A 15,532-nucleotide genomic window follows, 5' to 3' on the forward strand; every position below is an offset into this window, starting at 1 on the left:
ACATTCAATTTTAAAATTCTGTAGTTTGAAGCAACTTTGTCTCATCAAAATCAAACTAATGAAAACTATTTTTACTTTTTTACTTTTTATCGTAGCAATGCAAAGCTATGCTCAAACCGAAATTTCAGGAAAAATTACCGACGAAAAAGGTATCGCCATTCCCGGTGCCAATATTTATTTAGAAGGAACGTATGATGGAGCTTCTTCCGATGAAAACGGAAATTTTAAATTCAATACTTCCGAAACGGGTACTAAAATTTTAATTGTAAGTTATCTTTCCTTTGAAACATTTAAAAAACAAATTGAGGTTTCTAATTTCAAAAATCAAACCATCAAACTCAGAGAAAGTGTCAATACGTTAGATGCTGTGATTGTATCTGCCGGAACGTTTGAAGCCGGAGATAAAGCTCGAGTTTCCGTATTAAAACCGTTGGATATTGTGACCACTGCTGGTTCTGCCGGAGATATTATTGCGGCTTTAAACACACTTCCGGGAACGCAAACCGTTGGAGAAAGCGGTCGATTATTTGTGCGTGGTGGTGAAGCTGATGAAACCCAAACGTTTGTGGACGGACTTCGTGTAGCTCAACCCTATGGAGCAACAGCACAGAATTTGCCTACTCGCGGACGTTTTTCACCGTTTTTGTTTAACGGAATTTCATTTTCAACCGGAGGTTACAGTGCCGAATTTGGTGAAGCACTTTCGAGTGTGTTGACTTTAAACACGATTGACGAACCAACACAAGAACAAACCGATATTTCGTTAATGACAGTTGGTTTAGGAATCGGAAATACGCAAAAATGGAATAAAAATTCACTCACTTTTAATGCAGCTTATATCAATTTAGAACCGTATCAAAAATTGATTCCGCAAGCAGTTGATTGGAATAAACCCTATCAATCGTTATCGGGAGAAATGGTTTATCGCTATCAGTTTAAAAATGGATTATTAAAAATTTATGGAGCATTTGATGTGTCGCAATTTGACATCAATCAAGAAGATATCAATCAGCCGGAAAAAGTTCGATTTGATTTGCGAAACGATAATTTTTATGGAAATGCTTCTTATAAAGGAACTTTTGGCGATAATTGGAATCTTCATACCGGAATAAGTTATGGTTTAGGTGTGAATAAAATTGGTGTCAATTCAGATCAAGTTGAAAATGATGAAAATGCTCTTCATCTAAAAATGAAAGTGGGAAAGAAAATCACTGAACGAATCAAAATTACTGCCGGAGCGGATTATTTTGTGACTGATTTTGATGAAAAATTTACCGAATTTCAAGGAGAAACTTTTAACGTAGGTTATCAAAATTCAATCGCAGCTGCTTTTGCGGAATCAGATATTTTCTTCAGTAAAAAGTTGGCGATGAAAATAGGAGCAAGAGCTTCTCAAAACAGTTTGTTGGATGAATTTCGAATTTCGCCTAGAGCATCTTTTGCGTATAAAGTTTCAAAAAACGGACAATTTTCGTTTGCTTATGGCGATTTTGTTCAAACGCCAAGAGCAGATTATATAAAGTATTCTGATAATTTTCAGTCAGAAAAAGCTAGTCATTATATCTTAAATTTTCAACATAATAAAAACGGACGTTTATTCAGAGCGGAAGCATATTATAAAAAATATGACGATTTGGTGAAATTTGATACTGAAATGGCTCAATTTAATTCAGCTTTCAGCAACGATGGTTCCGGTTTTGCCAAAGGAATTGATATTTTTTGGCGAGATAATAAAACCTTCAAAAACACCGATTATTGGGTTTCGTATTCGTACATCGATACAGAACGTAATTATTTGAATTTTCTCAACCAAGTCACACCAAGTTTTGTGGCTGATCATACTTTGTCGATTGTTACTAAGCATTGGATTGAAGATTGGAAATCGCAAATAGGTTTTTCTTATGTTGTTAATTCCGGTCGTCCATATAATAATCCGAATGAAGCCACATTCATGAACGGTAAAACAAAAGCCTTTCAAAATTTGAGTTTCAACTGGGCGTATTTGCTTTCGCAACAAAAGATTTTGTATTTCTCGGTTTCCAACATTATTGGAACGGATAATGTTTTTGGGTATCAATATTCCAATTCACCGGATATGAATGGTCAATTTCAACGCAGAGCCATTGGTCAACCCGCTGATCGATTCTTCTTTGTTGGTTTCTTTTGGACGATTAGTGAGAATAAGAAAACGAATCAGTTGGAGAATCTATAGGTTCTGAGTTACTAAGGCTCTAAGGAACTGAGGTTTTTAAAATAGCAGTTACCTCAGAACCTTAGCAGCTTAGTACCTTAAAAAACAGTTCATCCTCAAAAATCAACAGTTCAGTCAGACTCTTTTTTAAAAATGAGTATTTCAGGGGAAATTTGAATCAGAAAATTAATATCAAAAATCAAAAATCAATAACAATAACAATATCAAGATCAAAAATTAATATCAATATCAAAATTCAAAAAACGAACAATCTAGCAATCAAAAAATCTAATTATCTAACAATCCAAAAAATCTAAATTATGACAAAAATTATCATTACCATCGTTTTACTTGTGACTTCACAATTATTCTCACAAGGTCAATTTGAGCAAGGAATGGGAAAAGCTTTCGCTCTTTGGGGAGAGGGAAAAAACACCGAAGCTTCGGCTATGTTTGAACGAATTGCTTCGGCTGAAAAAGAAAACTGGTTACCCAATTATTATGTGGTTTTAGTGAACACCACAACGGCTTTTGCTACCAAAGACAAAGAACAAATGAATGCTTTGTTATCAAAAGCACAGTCCGCATTAGACGTTGAGTTGAACAAATATCCAAACAATGCAGAATTGTTAGTCATGCAAGCCATGATTCATACCGCTTGGATTGCTTTTGATCCAATGACTAACGGAATGAAATTATCCGGAAAAGTAATGGAAATCTATGCAAAAGCAGAACAAATTGAGCCAAATAATCCGAGAGTGATTTTTAGCAAAGCTGAATTTGAAATGGGTTCTGCCAAATTTTTCGGAACAGATACTAAACCAATCTGTGCACAAATTGAAAAATCAATCGAACTTTTTGCTACTTTTAAACCTCAAACAGTTTTTCATCCAAATTGGGGGTTAGAGCGAGCACAAGAAGCTGCTAAAAACTGTAAATAGGCAATATAATGAAAGCGTATATCAAAGAATTTCCCAGAGCCACTTGGATTAGTCTAGCAGTATTTTCAGTACTTATTCTATTGCAATTGGTTATGGGAGCCACCATAAAATTTGATCAAAACCTGTGGATAAATTTTGGCTACACAATGTTGTATGGCTATACGCTTTATTTTGCCAACAGTTTTGTTTTTCATCAATTGGATACGCTTTTTGCCAACAATCGATTTACCAAAAGGAGATTGTTATTAGGAGCTTTTGCTTCGTTTGTAATGAGTATGATGGTGATTTTTTTGATGCGAGTTTTTGAAGATGTGGTAATTGAAAAGCAGTCGTTTACAACCTTTATTCAAAATGAAAAACCGGCAAATTATGTGGTGGCTATCATCATCACTTTTATTGTAACACTCGGAATTCACGCATTTTATTTTTACAAAGCGTATCAGGAAAACAAAGTAAAAGAACAAAAAGTAATTGCCGGAACAGCTTCGGCACAGTTTGAAAGTTTAAAAAATCAAATTGATCCCCATTTTTTATTCAATAGTTTAAATGTGTTGAGTTCTTTGATAGAAGAAAATCCGGAAAGTGCTCAAAAGTTTACTACATCTTTATCAAAAATCTATCGCTATGTTTTAGAACAAAAAGACAAAGAATTGGTTTCGGTTCAGGAAGAATTAAACTTTGCTAAAACGTATATGAACTTATTGAAAATGCGATTTGAAAACAGCATTACGTTTGAGTTGCCTGAAAATTTTGCTAATGAAGAGGCTAAAGTGGTTCCGTTATCGTTGCAATTATTATTAGAAAATTGCATCAAGCATAATGTAGTGAGTGAATCAAAACCGTTACACATAAAAATATATGTATATGATAATCAATTAATTATTGAAAATAATCTTCAAAAAAAGGAAATTCTTTCTGATAGAAAAGGAGTGGGATTGCAAAACATTGTGAATCGTTACGCCATATTGACTGAAAGAAAAGTATGGGTCGTAGAAAATGAAAATAGTTTTAAGGTAGGCTTACCTATTTTAACGAAACAAATTACAATTATGGAAACAAAAACAAATTACAATCAAGATATGGCGTATGCCCGAGCCAAAGAAAGGGTAGAAAGAATTAAAGGTTTTTACGGAAATTTAATTTCGTATTGTGTAGTTATTCCGGTTTTAATTATTGTTAATCTGAACACGTCAAAATTCCAATGGTTTTGGTTTCCCATGTTAGGTTGGGGAATGGGAGTGCTGTTTCATGGCTTAGAAACTTTCGGATATGGAAAGACATGGGAGGAACGTAAAATTCAGGAAATTTTAGAAAAAGAAGCGAATAAAAAAAATAAGTGGAGCTAATAAGGAATCATTATGGAAACGAATACAGAACTGGAAAGATACCAAAAAGCATGTAAAAAAGTAAAGGAAATAAAAGGATTTTACATTCATTTGATTTGTTATGTGATTGTTATTGCTTTACTCATACTATTAAATATTAGAAATACACCGGAACACTTATGGTTTTTTTATCCAATGTTAGGATGGGGAGTAGGATTAATAGGTCACGCAATTGGCGTTTTTGGAACGGATACGCTTTTTAGTAAAAATTGGGAAGAGCGAAAAATTAAAGAATTAATGGAAAAAGAAAAAAAGAACAACTATTTATAAAATTATAAAGTTATGAATGCTCAAGAAGAAATTAAATACCAAGAAGCTCTGAAACGAGTGAAAAAAATCAAAGGATTTTATTCGCATTTATTGGTTTATATTGTCGTAAATATTATGATTATTGTAGTAAATATTCAAAATTTATCTCCGGGAGAATCTTATTTTCAATACAAAAACTTTTTTACCGCTTTCTTTTGGGGAATTGGTTTAGTAGCCCACGGTTTTTCAGTATTCTTACCACAATGGTTCTTAGGTAGCAATTGGGAAGAACGAAAGATTAAAGAATTGATGGAAAAAGATAAGAAGAAGTGGGAGTAGAGGTTAGTGTTCAGTTGTCTGTTATCAGTTAAATTAGTATCAATAACCCATCACCCATCACCCATTACCCATTACAATTAACCCATTACCCTAAAAAATGAGAATCATCATCATAGAAGACGAAAAACCTGCCGCACGATTACTTCAACGAAAGGTTGAAAAATTGGGTTTGCAAATTGAAACTATGCTTCACTCGGTAGAAGAATCATTGCAGTGGTTTCAAGAGAATCAGCATCCGGATTTGATATTTTTAGATATTCAATTATCGGATGGATTATCGTTTGAAATTTTTGAACAAATTGAAATTAAAAGTGCGGTCATTTTTACAACTGCTTTTGATGAATATGCATTGCGGGCTTTCAAATTGAATAGCATTGACTATTTACTTAAACCTATTGATGAAGATGATTTGGAAATTGCAATTGCGAAATTCAAAAATCAATTTCAAAAAAGTAGTTTGGCTTCTTTAGATTTTGAAGCAATAAAGCGAATGTTGGTCTATCCAATTGAAAAGTCATACAAACAACGTTTTACCATCAAAATTGGAGAACATTTGAAAATGATTTCCATTGATGAGGTGGAATGTTTTTTCAGTGAAAATAAAGGTACTTATCTTCATACTATAGATAATCGGGATTATCTTTTAGATACAACATTAGAACAACTGGAATCAGAATTAAATCCGAAAGATTTTTTCAGAGTCAGTCGAAAATTTATTATTCCATTAAAAACAATTAAGGATATTGTGGTGTACAGTAATTCTCGTCTCAAGGTGATTTTACCCACTTATAAAGGCGATGAGGTTATTGTGAGTCGGGAAAAAGTAAATGATTTTAAGGAATGGTTAGGATAAAAAAAAGACTGCTAATATTAAATTAGCAGTCTTATTTTAAATTATTTTCAATTTTATAATTGTTCAAACTCTTGGTTTTGACCCGGTGTTGCTTTTCTTACATTGATTACTTTATTATTTTCATCAACCATAAAAGCTACAAATTCAATATTATTTGGATTAGCAACATTGGCTGGAACAGGAACTGAAAAAGTCTTAGTATATGTTTGTCCAACTGAAGTTAAATTATTGGCAACAGATTCTCCTAATAAAGGTGTTAAACAAGTTCTAACAGTATGGTCATGTTGAAAGTTAGAAATATAACCTGGTCCAGTGTAAAAATTGGTATAATTAACTTGATCATAAATTAAACCATTTTCTAATACATAAACCACTAATTTTAAATTAGAAAAATCTTTACTGAATTTTGTTTTCACTTCAAGATTGATATTTCCACCATTTACTTGAGCATTCATTGCTAAACCAAGTTTCGGATTTTCGCCTTGTGTTAAGTTGATTACTTGTGGAATATTGTTTTGTTCCAATGGTGACCAACGTGTCATCCTATTCAGTAATGCTTTTGGATAACCTGAAATATTAATCAATGATTCTAAAGCACTTGAATCATAGTTGTAAGGGTCATAATTTGGATCTGAAGGATTAGAACTTGAACGATGAATAGCAACAGTTACAATTGCATCACTTTGTTGTTTTGCCAATTCTATTGCGTGGGCAACACGAGGGCAATTACCACACCACGTTCCGGTATAATCTTCAATTAATACTCTTTTTTTGAAATTAATTTCAGAACCATCACTAAATGTAACTACAAATGGTTCAGAGGAAACTCCGAAATATACTGCCTTTATGGTGTAATTGGCAATTGTTTCAGATGTAAAAGTATTTCCTTCAATTTTTTCATCATTTACAAAAATTTCTGCGTCTTCCGTAACATCAGTACCGTTATTGGTTTTCACAGTAAACGTAATTTCTTCGCCAATTAATTTATAAGACGAGTCCGCAGTTAAACTAATGGATTCAATTGATTCTAATATGGTATATTCAGAACTGCAAGAAAATAGCGTTAACAAGAAGAAAAGTCCAAATACATTAATTTTTTTCATTTTTATGATTTAATTAATTTGAATTGTGCAGTTTTATTTTCAGCATTTGTAAACGTTGCAAAATAAATTCCTGAAGAGATTGAGTTTACATCCATTTGATTTGCTCCGGCTTCAAATTGTTTTGAATAAACTTTTTGGCCATTGATATTCACTAATTCAATTTTTCCATTTTGTTCAGCTTGGAATGAAATGGCAGAGTTAATGAGAGTGCTCTCAAGTTGAATACCTTTCCAATCAGAAGATAAATTACCTATTCCAAGTTGAGGATCAAATCGATAGGTAAATGTTAAGGTTTGTGATTCATAACCTAAAGCATATACCGAAAATTGGTAATCCATTGCAGTACCATTACCGGCATTATAGTTTACAAAATGATCTCCTTGTGAAGGATTACTTGCACCTGGACCTAAAATATTTTCATATTCAGGATACACTTCATTTAAATTGATATTATCATAGCATGAACCACCATAACATAATTCAAACTGATTACCGGTTGCATTTGTTAATCCGATACATTTAATTTTTATATCTAAAGGAACACTTCCGGTATTGGTAACTCTAAAATTTAGATAGGTTCCTGTTGAACCATAGGCCAATACATCTCCATTGTTGATTGGAGTTCCGTCAGATTTTCTAAAGTTAAATTGTTGTGCATTGGCACTAATAAACAAACAACTTAATAATAAACTAAATACTATTTTTTTCATAACATAGATTTTATAAATCGGGAACCAACAAAGGCTCCCGATTTTGAATGATTATTTTAAGATAATTTTATCTGTTTTGGTAAATGTATCTCCTGCAAAGTTTATTAAATAAACTCCGGAAGACAAATTATTTAAGTTTATTGTAGATTCTCCTTCTGTTAAAGAAGCGGCATAAACTACTTTTCCACTTAAATCCGAGATACTAATTTTTGCTGTTTCTGGCAAAGAGATAGTAATTATTCCATTGGAAGGATTAGGATAAAACTTCACTAAATCTTTAGAGAAATCGTCGATTCCTAAATTGGTATTGATACCGAATTTTTTTGTATCCGAAGATGTGAAATTACCACCGCTAATTCCAGATATTAAAGTTCCATTTGCAAGAACTTGATAACCTCCATATCCATAAGTAGCACTAAACATACCATCACCGAAAGAATCATTGATGGTAAAAGTGTAACATTCGTTAGGTAAAGTTAAATTAACATCAGGTTGAACAGTAGTACCGGCAGCTCCCATATCTTGATAAGGACCGCCTGAAGCTACAGTTGTTCCATTACTGTTTTTAATATTCCAAGTAGTTTCACTACCATATTGGTCTGTTGTAATTTTAACTGTTATATTAGTGTATTGTGTTTCTACAGCTTTAGTAAAACTAGTTGTTCCCGAATTGTTGGTATTATTATCATCCGAAGGAATACTAATTTCAACAGTATTACTTGCTAATAAATTGTAGTTTACAGCTGGAAGAGTTACTTGAGTTGAACTTAATGGACTAACAGATCCGGTCCAGTTAAAAACTTGTGGAGTTCCACCATTAATAGTGTAAGTAATTGGTAATGAAGTCAAATTGTTTTGACCCATATTTTGTAACGTAAATTTAGGGCCTAAAGTTGTAACACATTGTTGTCCAATAGATTCGATACTTTTTACTTTTGCATCATTTGCTGTTAATCCGGTGTATGTTGGTTTTGCACCATTTCCACTGATAATTTTTTGCTGTGTTTCAGTTACAAAAGCAACTAATTCTAGTTCTCCAATTTCAACTGGAATTCCATTGTAAGCAGCCGGAATAGTATAAGTAAATGATTGTGAGTTAAATGAACCATTTGTTGTAGTTGTAATGTCTGTTCCCCACTGACCGGTAAGCATATGAACTAAACGGTGCATGTGGTTGTAATTGTTACCCATATTACCACCTGTTTGTGGACCTAAAGTATTATTTTGTAAAAGAGCAACGTTTAATTTATTAGTTGCAACCGGACTACTTCCTGTGTAATACGTTTCAACTGTAACGGTCAATTCATTAGTTTGAGCATTAATTTGGCCTTGAACAGCTACGTTTACATATGAACTTTGACCTAATATTTGGTTAGAAGCATTCGTCCAGTTTCCTCTACCCATAGCTGTTGAACCGGTGGCCATGCCTAAACCGCTGAAAACAGTTCTGTTAACTGTACCAGCTGGATATCCTGTTAAACCAGATTGATTGGCAATTGCCGTCCCAAATGAAGTTCTAAAATCTGGTTGGCCAGCTCCGGGAGTTGCAAAATTTCCAACGTGAATATTTATCAAGAAAACATTGTCAGGGTTTGCATTTTTAATATTATTTGCAATGGTGTGCCCTTGTGGACAATAAACACAGTTAACACCTGTGAATTCTTCTAAAATAACTTTTTTGTTTTGTGGTGTAGTGCTCACAAATGTTTGTGCATTCATGAACCCAAAACTCAATAAAAGAGCAGAGAGTAATGTTTTTTTCATGGGTTAGTGGTTTGTTAATTAAAGGTTTAGTTTTAGTTAAAGCTTCAAAAATATTATATTTTTCTTAACAATCAACAATTTGCTTACATTTTTTTAAAAAAAATATCATACTCGTAATAAAGTGTTCTTTTTTTTATAATATTGTGCCTTCAAATTACAAACTATAACCAAATTTTTAATACCACTAACTATTTTTTTATGCGTTTACTTCTCACCACAATCTTATCTTGCTTTTTCGGACTTTCAATTTTAGCTCAAAAGCAAATGCCAAACGTTATCTTAAAATCGGATGATAATAAATCGTATCATGTTAAAAATGATTTTAAAGAGCAAGACAAAATTTATGTTTATACCTTCTGGGCAACTTGGTGTGCACCTTGTTTGAATGAATTGGATGCCATTAAAGAAAATTATGCAGAATGGACAAAAGAATTGAATATTGAAGTAATAGCTGTTTCTATAGACGATACTAGAACTCAGAAACGTGTGAAACCCCTTTTAAATGGTAAAAACTGGCCATATAAGGTTCTTTTAGATACCAATCAAGATTTAAAAAGAGCGTTGGGAATAGCCAATGTTCCTTATACAGTGGTGGTTAAAAATCAAAAAATTGTTTATGTTCATAATGGATATAGCCAAGGTGGTGAAAAAGAGTTGTTTAACAAATTGAAACAACTTTAACATGCAAGTAAGAAATTTTGTTGTAACCGTATTTTTAAGTTGTTCCTTATTGGCTGTAGCTCAAATTGATTCTACAGAAGTAAAAAAAGATTTTGGTAGAGTTTTTGGTGGATTTGAATCCAATACGCAATGGTATTTGAATGACAAGGGAAGAGGGATTGTGCAACCTGAAGACCCAATTCGATCCAACAATTATTTGTTTGTTAATTATCAATACAAAGGTTGGACTGCAGGAGTTCAAGTGGAAGCGTATGAAAAAAATGCTCTTTTAAATTACAATCCAGAATTTGAGGGAACAAATGTAGCTACCTATTTTATCAATTATAAGTCTAAAAAATGGGACATAACGGCAGGTTATTTCTATGAACAATTTGGTAGTGGAATGTTACTTCGTGCTTGGGAAGATAGAGCTTTAGGAATCAATACAGCTCTTCGCGGAGGAAGAGTTATTTTTAGACCTTCAGATAATGTTCGTTTAACAGCATTATTTGGACAACAACGTACAGGTTTTCATGTTTCTGATGGAAAAATATATGGTTTTGACTCAGATTTTCAATTGAATCAACTTTTTAAATTTGAAAATTCTGATTTAACACTTGGTTTAAGTTATGTTGGTCGTCAAGAAGAAATTACTCCTTCTATTGTTGATCCTGATTTTAAGGAAATTACACACGGTATTTCAGGAAGGTTAAATTATTCGATTAATTCCTTTTATTCCAACTTTGAATATAATTACAAATCGAAAGATGCTATTTTGAATCGAATTAGTAATAGTTTGGATGAAAATCTAATTAAAGACGGTAATGCAATTAGTTTAAATTTAGGTTATTCCAAGCAAGGTCTAGGAATTGATGCAACGCTTCGTAGAAGTGAAAATATGACATTCTTGTCTGAACGTATTCCAACCGTAAATGGTGAAAATACGAGTTTAAATTTTAATGATAAAGTATTGAATTTTACACCTGCTTTAACCAAGCAACACCATTCTAATTTGGCAAATATTTATGTATATCAAGCCCAAGTAGGGTTTGATTTTAAAGATCCACGAATTTTAAAAGTAGGAGAAACAGGTGGTCAAATTGATATTTTTTATGAATTTGCCAAAGACACAAAGTTGGGAGGAAAATATGGTACTAAAATTGCCCTGAACATGGCTTCATGGTATAATTTGCCGGGTCAATACCGTTTGACTCCTGCCGAATATAAAACTGACTTTTTTGGAGTTGGAGAAAAATATTTTTCAGATTATAATTTAGAAATAAAAAAGCAATTTTCTGAAAATTGGCGTACCGGATTCTATTATATCAATCAATACTACAACAAACCTTGGGTAGAGGATGGGAGTACTGATGTACGCACAAACATTGTAACGGCTGAAGCAGTATATAATTTTGCATCAGATAAATCCATCCGTATGGAGGCTGAACATATGTGGGCCGATGCTGATTTTAAAAATTGGGCAGGAGGAACAGTAGAGTTGAATTTGAAAGATAAATATTCATTTTACTTTTGGGATATCATCAATTATGGAAATGATAATACAGCAAGAAGGAATCATTACTACAATTTTGGTGGTGCCTATCGCATCAATTCTACCAGAATAGCCATGAATTATGGACGTCAACGTGGTGGTTTAGTTTGTGTGGGTGGCGTTTGTCGTTTTGTGCCGGAAAGTACAGGTTTCACGCTTTCTATTAATACAGCATTTTAAAAAGAATCTGAAAATAAGATAATGAAGTCGATATTTGTTTATCGACTTTTTTTATGCATTTTACTTGGAAAATCGATGCAACACGAGAACCATCGCACTTAATAATAAGAAAGCCATCAATTGATGAGCCAATCCCAACCAAAGTGGAACATGAAGCAATAAAGTGAAAATGCCTAGAATAAATTGAGCAAATACAAAAAGTACTAATACATTTAAACCTTTGATTTGTAGTATTGTAAGCGAATACTTTTTGCTTTTGAAATATAAAAATAAAATCATCCCAACTACAAAATAGGCAAATGTTCTATGAATAAATTGCACACCGCTTTTTCCTTCGGTTAAGTTTTGCAAAAGAGTGGGTTGTTCTATCCAAACCGTTTCGTGAATTAATTTTCCTTCACTCATTAATGGCCAGTGATTGTGAATTAATCCGGCGTTTAATCCCGCTACAAACCCACCATAAATAATTTGTAGGATTAAAACCACCATGGCAATTCGAGCTATTTTTCGCAACGGTAAAATAACTTCAACTTTGTTAGGATAAATTAAATCCAAAGCCACCCAAAGTGTGTAAGCAAAGGTGATGAACGCAAAAGTGAGGTGCAAAGCCAATCGATAATGACTCACATCCGGATTGTCAATTAAGCCGCTTTTCACCATAAACCAACCTAAAAATCCTTGAAAACCACCCATGAAAAGTAGAATGATGCATTTTTTGATGGTTTCGGAGTCTAATTTTTTCTTTATCAAAAAATAAACAAACGGAATGATGAAAACTAGTCCGATAATTCTACCAATGAAGCGGTGAAACCATTCCCAAAAATAAATAAATTTATAATCGTCTAATGTAAAGTCGTTGTGAATATTGATTTTTTGATACTCCGGAAATTTCTTGTATTCTTCAAAAGCATCGTTCCAAGCTTTTTCAGATGTGGGAGGAAAAGTATCGGTAACCAAATGCCAATCGGTCATCGAAAGTCCTGAGTTGGTTAGACGAGTGATGCCGCCAACCATCACCATAATAAACAATAAAAAACAGCCGGAAAGAAGCCAAATTATAACAGGTTTGTTTGTTTTCATTTTTATTTAATCGGAAAATTTATAGGGTTTTGTCGTGTGTCCCAAATGTCTAATACAACAATTTCAGTATCAGTTATTTTATAAATTATTTCAAAATGACTAATAATTATAAATTTTGTATCATCGTATTTAGTAGCATTTCCAAATTCAGGTAATTTTGAAACAATAAGAAGATTTTCTTTAAAAAGACTATTTAATTTTTTGCTATAAACTTTAGATTTATTGCGATTATTCCAATAGTCAAAAATGTTTTTTCTTGAGGTTCTGGCTTCAATAGACCAAATTAATCTTCTAACCATTTTTGAATTTCTTTATCGGCTTCTTCATCAGAAATACATTCTCCATTTTTGTATTGTTCTAATGCTTTATCAATTCTATTTTGTTCCCATTCATTAAAAACGCGAACTTTTTCGTTAGTTGTTTTTTGATATGTTGATGGTGGTTCGTTTACCATAGTATTTGTTTGATAGACGCTAATCATTTCTTGAATTTTATTCAAAAGTTCAACATCATCCGTAGCAATAATTTTGGCAATAATTTCTAATTTTAATGCAGCGATATTCATCTATCTAAATTTTTATAAAATTAAGAATTTTTAGATAATATTGAATGAAACAAAACTTAAACTTTTGTCAAACCTAATTTGGCTCCACGTTTTAAAACAAATTCATAAGCAGCCTCGTATTCATTCGGAATTTCTCCTTCTAAAATTGCTTCTTTTACGGCTTCTTTTAAAACGCCAATTTCACGAGAGGGTTTCAAATTGAACAGTTCCATAATTTCTTCTCCGGAAATAGGCGGCTGAAAGTTTCGCACGTGATCGCGTTCTTCTACTTCTACGATTTTTTGACGAACAATTTTGAAATTATTATGGTATTTTTTGAATTTATTCGGGTTCTTGGTGGTAATATCGGCTTCGCATAAAATCATTAAATCTTCAATGTCTTCGCCAGCATCAAACAATAAACGTCGCACCGCAGAATCGGTAACAATGTCTTGCGAAAGCACAATAGGTCGTGAACTCAACATCACCAATTTAGCAACGAATTTCATTTTATGGTTTTGCGGCATGTGCAACCGTTCAAAGATTTTCTTGACCATTTTTCCACCCAAAAATTCGTGACCATGAAATGTCCAGCCTTGTTTTTTGTTGAACTTTTTGGTTGGAGCTTTTCCAATGTCGTGAAGCAAAGCCGCCCAACGCAACCAAACATCATCGGTATTCGGACAAATATTATCTACCACTTCTAAGGTGTGATAAAAGTTGTTTTTGTGGGTATGACCTTCCATTTCTTCCACCTGATTTAAAGCGGTTAATTCGGGTAAAATTAACTCTAACAAACCGGTTTGATACAATAAAATAAAACCAATAGAAGGTTTTTCTGTGGAAAGAATTTTGTTTAATTCATCCACAATTCGTTCGCCGGTTATAATGTTGATTCGCTCATAATTTTTGGAAATAGAAGCCAATGCATTTTCTTCAATCGTAAAATTCAATTGCGTAGCAAAACGAATCGCACGCATCATTCGCAATGGATCATCCGAAAAAGTGATATCGGCATCCAATGGTGTTCGTATGATTTTATTTTTCAAATCTTCTAAACCATTAAAAGGATCGATTAAATCACCATAATTTTTTTCATTCAGCGAAAAAGCCAAAGCATTAATGGTAAAATCGCGTCGGTTTTGATCGTCTTGCAAAGTGCCGTTTTCTACAACCGGATTGCGACTTTCGAAATGATAACTTTCTTTTCGAGCACCCACAAACTCGATATCAATTTCCTGAAAACGAAGCATCGCCGTTCCGTAGGTTTTAAAAACCTGAACTTTTGGTTTGTTTGGAAGTAACTCTGAAACTTTGAGAGCCAATTCGATTCCGCTACCAACGGCAACAATATCGATGTCTTTTTTGAAATCTCTTTCTAACAAAAAATCACGTACAAAGCCACCAATTACGTAGCATTCAACGCCAAGCTCTTGTGCGGCTTGCGAGATGATTTTAAAGATTGGTTTTTTTAATGCTTTATTATAATTTACAACCACTTTTTTGTTTTTTTGCCACGAATTCTCAAATAATAACTTAGAATTAATTGTAGCAATTTTAATCGAATAAAAAATTTTTTTTCACAAATTCTATCTAAAGAATAATTCTTTTATATTCTAATGAATCTTTGTTGAAATTTACCAAAATTGCTAGTTTATTATTTGAAACTTTTAAATAATTTAAGCATTGAGCTATATGCTCGTCATTTAAAGATTTACATGATTTTATTTCTAAAATTATTTTATCCAATACGACAAAATCAGCGTAAAATTTGTGTTTTAAAATAGTATCCTTATAATTAACTGAATACTCTTTCTCTCTTTCAAATTGAATTAATGAATTTTTAAATTCATATTCGAGTGCATCTTTGTATACGATTTCAGAAAATCCTTTACCTAAATTATTATGTACTTCAAATAAAATGCCTACTAATTTATAGCTTTCCGTTTTGTATAAAATATCTGTCATTAAAATTTAATTC

The 15,532-nt window shown here is 32.7% G+C and carries 16 protein-coding genes; 8 read left to right on the forward strand and 8 right to left on the reverse strand.

The window, feature by feature from the left end; genetic code table 11:
* Nucleotides 1-58 precede the first annotated feature (58 nt).
* From H601_RS0104625 to H601_RS0104650, 6 genes are all read left to right on the forward strand, one after another.
* Nucleotides 59-2,212, forward strand: a complete 2,154-nt coding sequence (locus tag H601_RS0104625; RefSeq protein WP_026710413.1) for a TonB-dependent receptor — start codon at nucleotides 59-61, stop codon at nucleotides 2,210-2,212.
* Nucleotides 2,213-2,511: 299 nt separating this feature from the next.
* The gene (locus tag H601_RS0104630; protein ID WP_026710414.1) at nucleotides 2,512-3,132 is read left to right on the forward strand and encodes a hypothetical protein; all 621 of its coding nucleotides are present in this window, start codon (nucleotides 2,512-2,514) and stop codon (nucleotides 3,130-3,132) included.
* Nucleotides 3,133-3,140: 8 nt separating this feature from the next.
* Nucleotides 3,141-4,478, forward strand: a complete 1,338-nt coding sequence (locus H601_RS0104635; protein WP_026710415.1) for a 2TM domain-containing protein — start codon at nucleotides 3,141-3,143, stop codon at nucleotides 4,476-4,478.
* Between the two features lie 12 nt (nucleotides 4,479-4,490).
* Nucleotides 4,491-4,787 carry a 2TM domain-containing protein gene (locus H601_RS0104640; protein WP_026710416.1) on the forward strand — a complete coding sequence of 99 codons (297 nt, stop codon included), beginning with the start codon at nucleotides 4,491-4,493 and terminating at the stop codon, nucleotides 4,785-4,787.
* A gap of 12 nt (nucleotides 4,788-4,799) precedes the next feature.
* A complete protein-coding gene (locus H601_RS0104645; protein ID WP_035655547.1) occupies nucleotides 4,800-5,105 on the forward strand; it encodes a 2TM domain-containing protein in 306 nt (101 codons plus the stop codon).
* 97 nt (nucleotides 5,106-5,202) lie between these two features.
* The gene (locus tag H601_RS0104650) at nucleotides 5,203-5,958 is read left to right on the forward strand and encodes a LytR/AlgR family response regulator transcription factor (RefSeq protein ID WP_026710418.1); all 756 of its coding nucleotides are present in this window, start codon (nucleotides 5,203-5,205) and stop codon (nucleotides 5,956-5,958) included.
* Between the two features lie 53 nt (nucleotides 5,959-6,011).
* Here H601_RS0104650 and H601_RS0104655 read toward each other — a convergent pair whose 3' ends face one another.
* From H601_RS0104655 to H601_RS0104665, 3 genes are read right to left on the reverse strand one after another with little or no spacing between them, the layout of a single operon-like run.
* Entirely contained in the window at nucleotides 6,012-7,061 is a 1,050-nt protein-coding gene (locus tag H601_RS0104655; protein WP_026710419.1) for an Omp28-related outer membrane protein, read from the reverse strand.
* Nucleotides 7,062-7,063: 2 nt separating this feature from the next.
* Nucleotides 7,064-7,771 (reverse strand): T9SS type A sorting domain-containing protein, encoded by a 708-nt coding sequence (locus H601_RS0104660; RefSeq protein WP_026710420.1) that lies wholly within the window; start codon nucleotides 7,769-7,771, stop codon nucleotides 7,064-7,066.
* Between the two features lie 51 nt (nucleotides 7,772-7,822).
* Entirely contained in the window at nucleotides 7,823-9,535 is a 1,713-nt protein-coding gene (locus tag H601_RS0104665; protein ID WP_035655551.1) for a T9SS type A sorting domain-containing protein, read from the reverse strand.
* A gap of 198 nt (nucleotides 9,536-9,733) precedes the next feature.
* On the opposite strand from H601_RS0104665, the gene H601_RS0104670 reads away from it, so the two are divergent.
* Together H601_RS0104670 and H601_RS0104675 are read left to right on the forward strand one after the other, a co-directional pair.
* Entirely contained in the window at nucleotides 9,734-10,216 is a 483-nt protein-coding gene (locus tag H601_RS0104670) for a TlpA family protein disulfide reductase (protein ID WP_026710422.1), read from the forward strand.
* A gap of 1 nt (nucleotide 10,217) precedes the next feature.
* Nucleotides 10,218-11,927: a DUF6029 family protein gene (locus tag H601_RS0104675; RefSeq protein ID WP_026710423.1), complete on the forward strand. Its 1,710-nt coding sequence runs from the start codon at nucleotides 10,218-10,220 to the stop codon at nucleotides 11,925-11,927.
* 60 nt (nucleotides 11,928-11,987) lie between these two features.
* On the opposite strand, the gene H601_RS0104680 is transcribed toward H601_RS0104675, so the two are convergent.
* The 5 genes from H601_RS0104680 to H601_RS0104700 all read right to left on the reverse strand — a co-directional run bounded on the left by H601_RS0104680 (nucleotide 11,988) and on the right by H601_RS0104700 (nucleotide 15,519).
* Nucleotides 11,988-13,007, reverse strand: coding sequence for a COX15/CtaA family protein (locus tag H601_RS0104680; RefSeq protein ID WP_026710424.1), 1,020 nt, complete (start codon nucleotides 13,005-13,007; stop codon nucleotides 11,988-11,990).
* A gap of 2 nt (nucleotides 13,008-13,009) precedes the next feature.
* Nucleotides 13,010-13,306: a type II toxin-antitoxin system RelE/ParE family toxin gene (locus tag H601_RS15250; RefSeq protein ID WP_051220659.1), complete on the reverse strand. Its 297-nt coding sequence runs from the start codon at nucleotides 13,304-13,306 to the stop codon at nucleotides 13,010-13,012.
* A complete protein-coding gene (locus tag H601_RS0104690) occupies nucleotides 13,291-13,572 on the reverse strand; it encodes a hypothetical protein (protein ID WP_026710425.1) in 282 nt (93 codons plus the stop codon). Before H601_RS0104690 ends, H601_RS15250 begins: the two co-directional genes overlap by 16 nt.
* 56 nt (nucleotides 13,573-13,628) lie before the next feature.
* Complete coding sequence (locus H601_RS0104695; RefSeq protein ID WP_026710426.1) at nucleotides 13,629-15,050, reverse strand: CCA tRNA nucleotidyltransferase; 1,422 nt, start codon at nucleotides 15,048-15,050, stop codon at nucleotides 13,629-13,631.
* A 94-nt stretch (nucleotides 15,051-15,144) separates the two neighbouring features.
* The gene (locus H601_RS0104700; protein ID WP_026710427.1) at nucleotides 15,145-15,519 is read right to left on the reverse strand and encodes a GxxExxY protein; all 375 of its coding nucleotides are present in this window, start codon (nucleotides 15,517-15,519) and stop codon (nucleotides 15,145-15,147) included.
* Between the last annotated feature and the right edge of the window lie 13 nt (nucleotides 15,520-15,532).

Origin of the sequence: Flavobacterium filum DSM 17961 (assembly GCF_000425465.1) — a bacterium.
Taxonomy (GTDB): Bacteria; Bacteroidota; Bacteroidia; order Flavobacteriales; family Flavobacteriaceae; genus Flavobacterium; species Flavobacterium filum.

Excerpts from the sequence above, each read along its gene's own strand:
- H601_RS0104640 (WP_026710416.1), top strand. The coding sequence starts at position 4,491 with ATGGAAACGAATACAGAACTGGAAAGATACCAAAAAGCATGTAAAAAA.
- H601_RS0104635 (WP_026710415.1), top strand. The coding sequence starts at position 3,141 with ATGAAAGCGTATATCAAAGAATTTCCCAGAGCCACTTGGATTAGTCTA.
- H601_RS0104675 (WP_026710423.1), top strand. The coding sequence starts at position 10,218 with ATGCAAGTAAGAAATTTTGTTGTAACCGTATTTTTAAGTTGTTCCTTA.
- H601_RS0104670 (WP_026710422.1), top strand. The coding sequence starts at position 9,734 with ATGCGTTTACTTCTCACCACAATCTTATCTTGCTTTTTCGGACTTTCA.
- H601_RS0104645 (WP_035655547.1), top strand. The coding sequence starts at position 4,800 with ATGAATGCTCAAGAAGAAATTAAATACCAAGAAGCTCTGAAACGAGTG.
- H601_RS0104625 (WP_026710413.1), top strand. The coding sequence starts at position 59 with ATGAAAACTATTTTTACTTTTTTACTTTTTATCGTAGCAATGCAAAGC.
- H601_RS0104700 (WP_026710427.1), bottom strand. The coding sequence starts at position 15,519 with ATGACAGATATTTTATACAAAACGGAAAGCTATAAATTAGTAGGCATT.
- H601_RS15250 (WP_051220659.1), bottom strand. The coding sequence starts at position 13,306 with ATGGTTAGAAGATTAATTTGGTCTATTGAAGCCAGAACCTCAAGAAAA.
- H601_RS0104650 (WP_026710418.1), top strand. The coding sequence starts at position 5,203 with ATGAGAATCATCATCATAGAAGACGAAAAACCTGCCGCACGATTACTT.
- H601_RS0104660 (WP_026710420.1), bottom strand. The coding sequence starts at position 7,771 with ATGAAAAAAATAGTATTTAGTTTATTATTAAGTTGTTTGTTTATTAGT.
- H601_RS0104680 (WP_026710424.1), bottom strand. The coding sequence starts at position 13,007 with ATGAAAACAAACAAACCTGTTATAATTTGGCTTCTTTCCGGCTGTTTT.
- H601_RS0104655 (WP_026710419.1), bottom strand. The coding sequence starts at position 7,061 with ATGAAAAAAATTAATGTATTTGGACTTTTCTTCTTGTTAACGCTATTT.
- H601_RS0104690 (WP_026710425.1), bottom strand. The coding sequence starts at position 13,572 with ATGAATATCGCTGCATTAAAATTAGAAATTATTGCCAAAATTATTGCT.
- H601_RS0104665 (WP_035655551.1), bottom strand. The coding sequence starts at position 9,535 with ATGAAAAAAACATTACTCTCTGCTCTTTTATTGAGTTTTGGGTTCATG.
- H601_RS0104630 (WP_026710414.1), top strand. The coding sequence starts at position 2,512 with ATGACAAAAATTATCATTACCATCGTTTTACTTGTGACTTCACAATTA.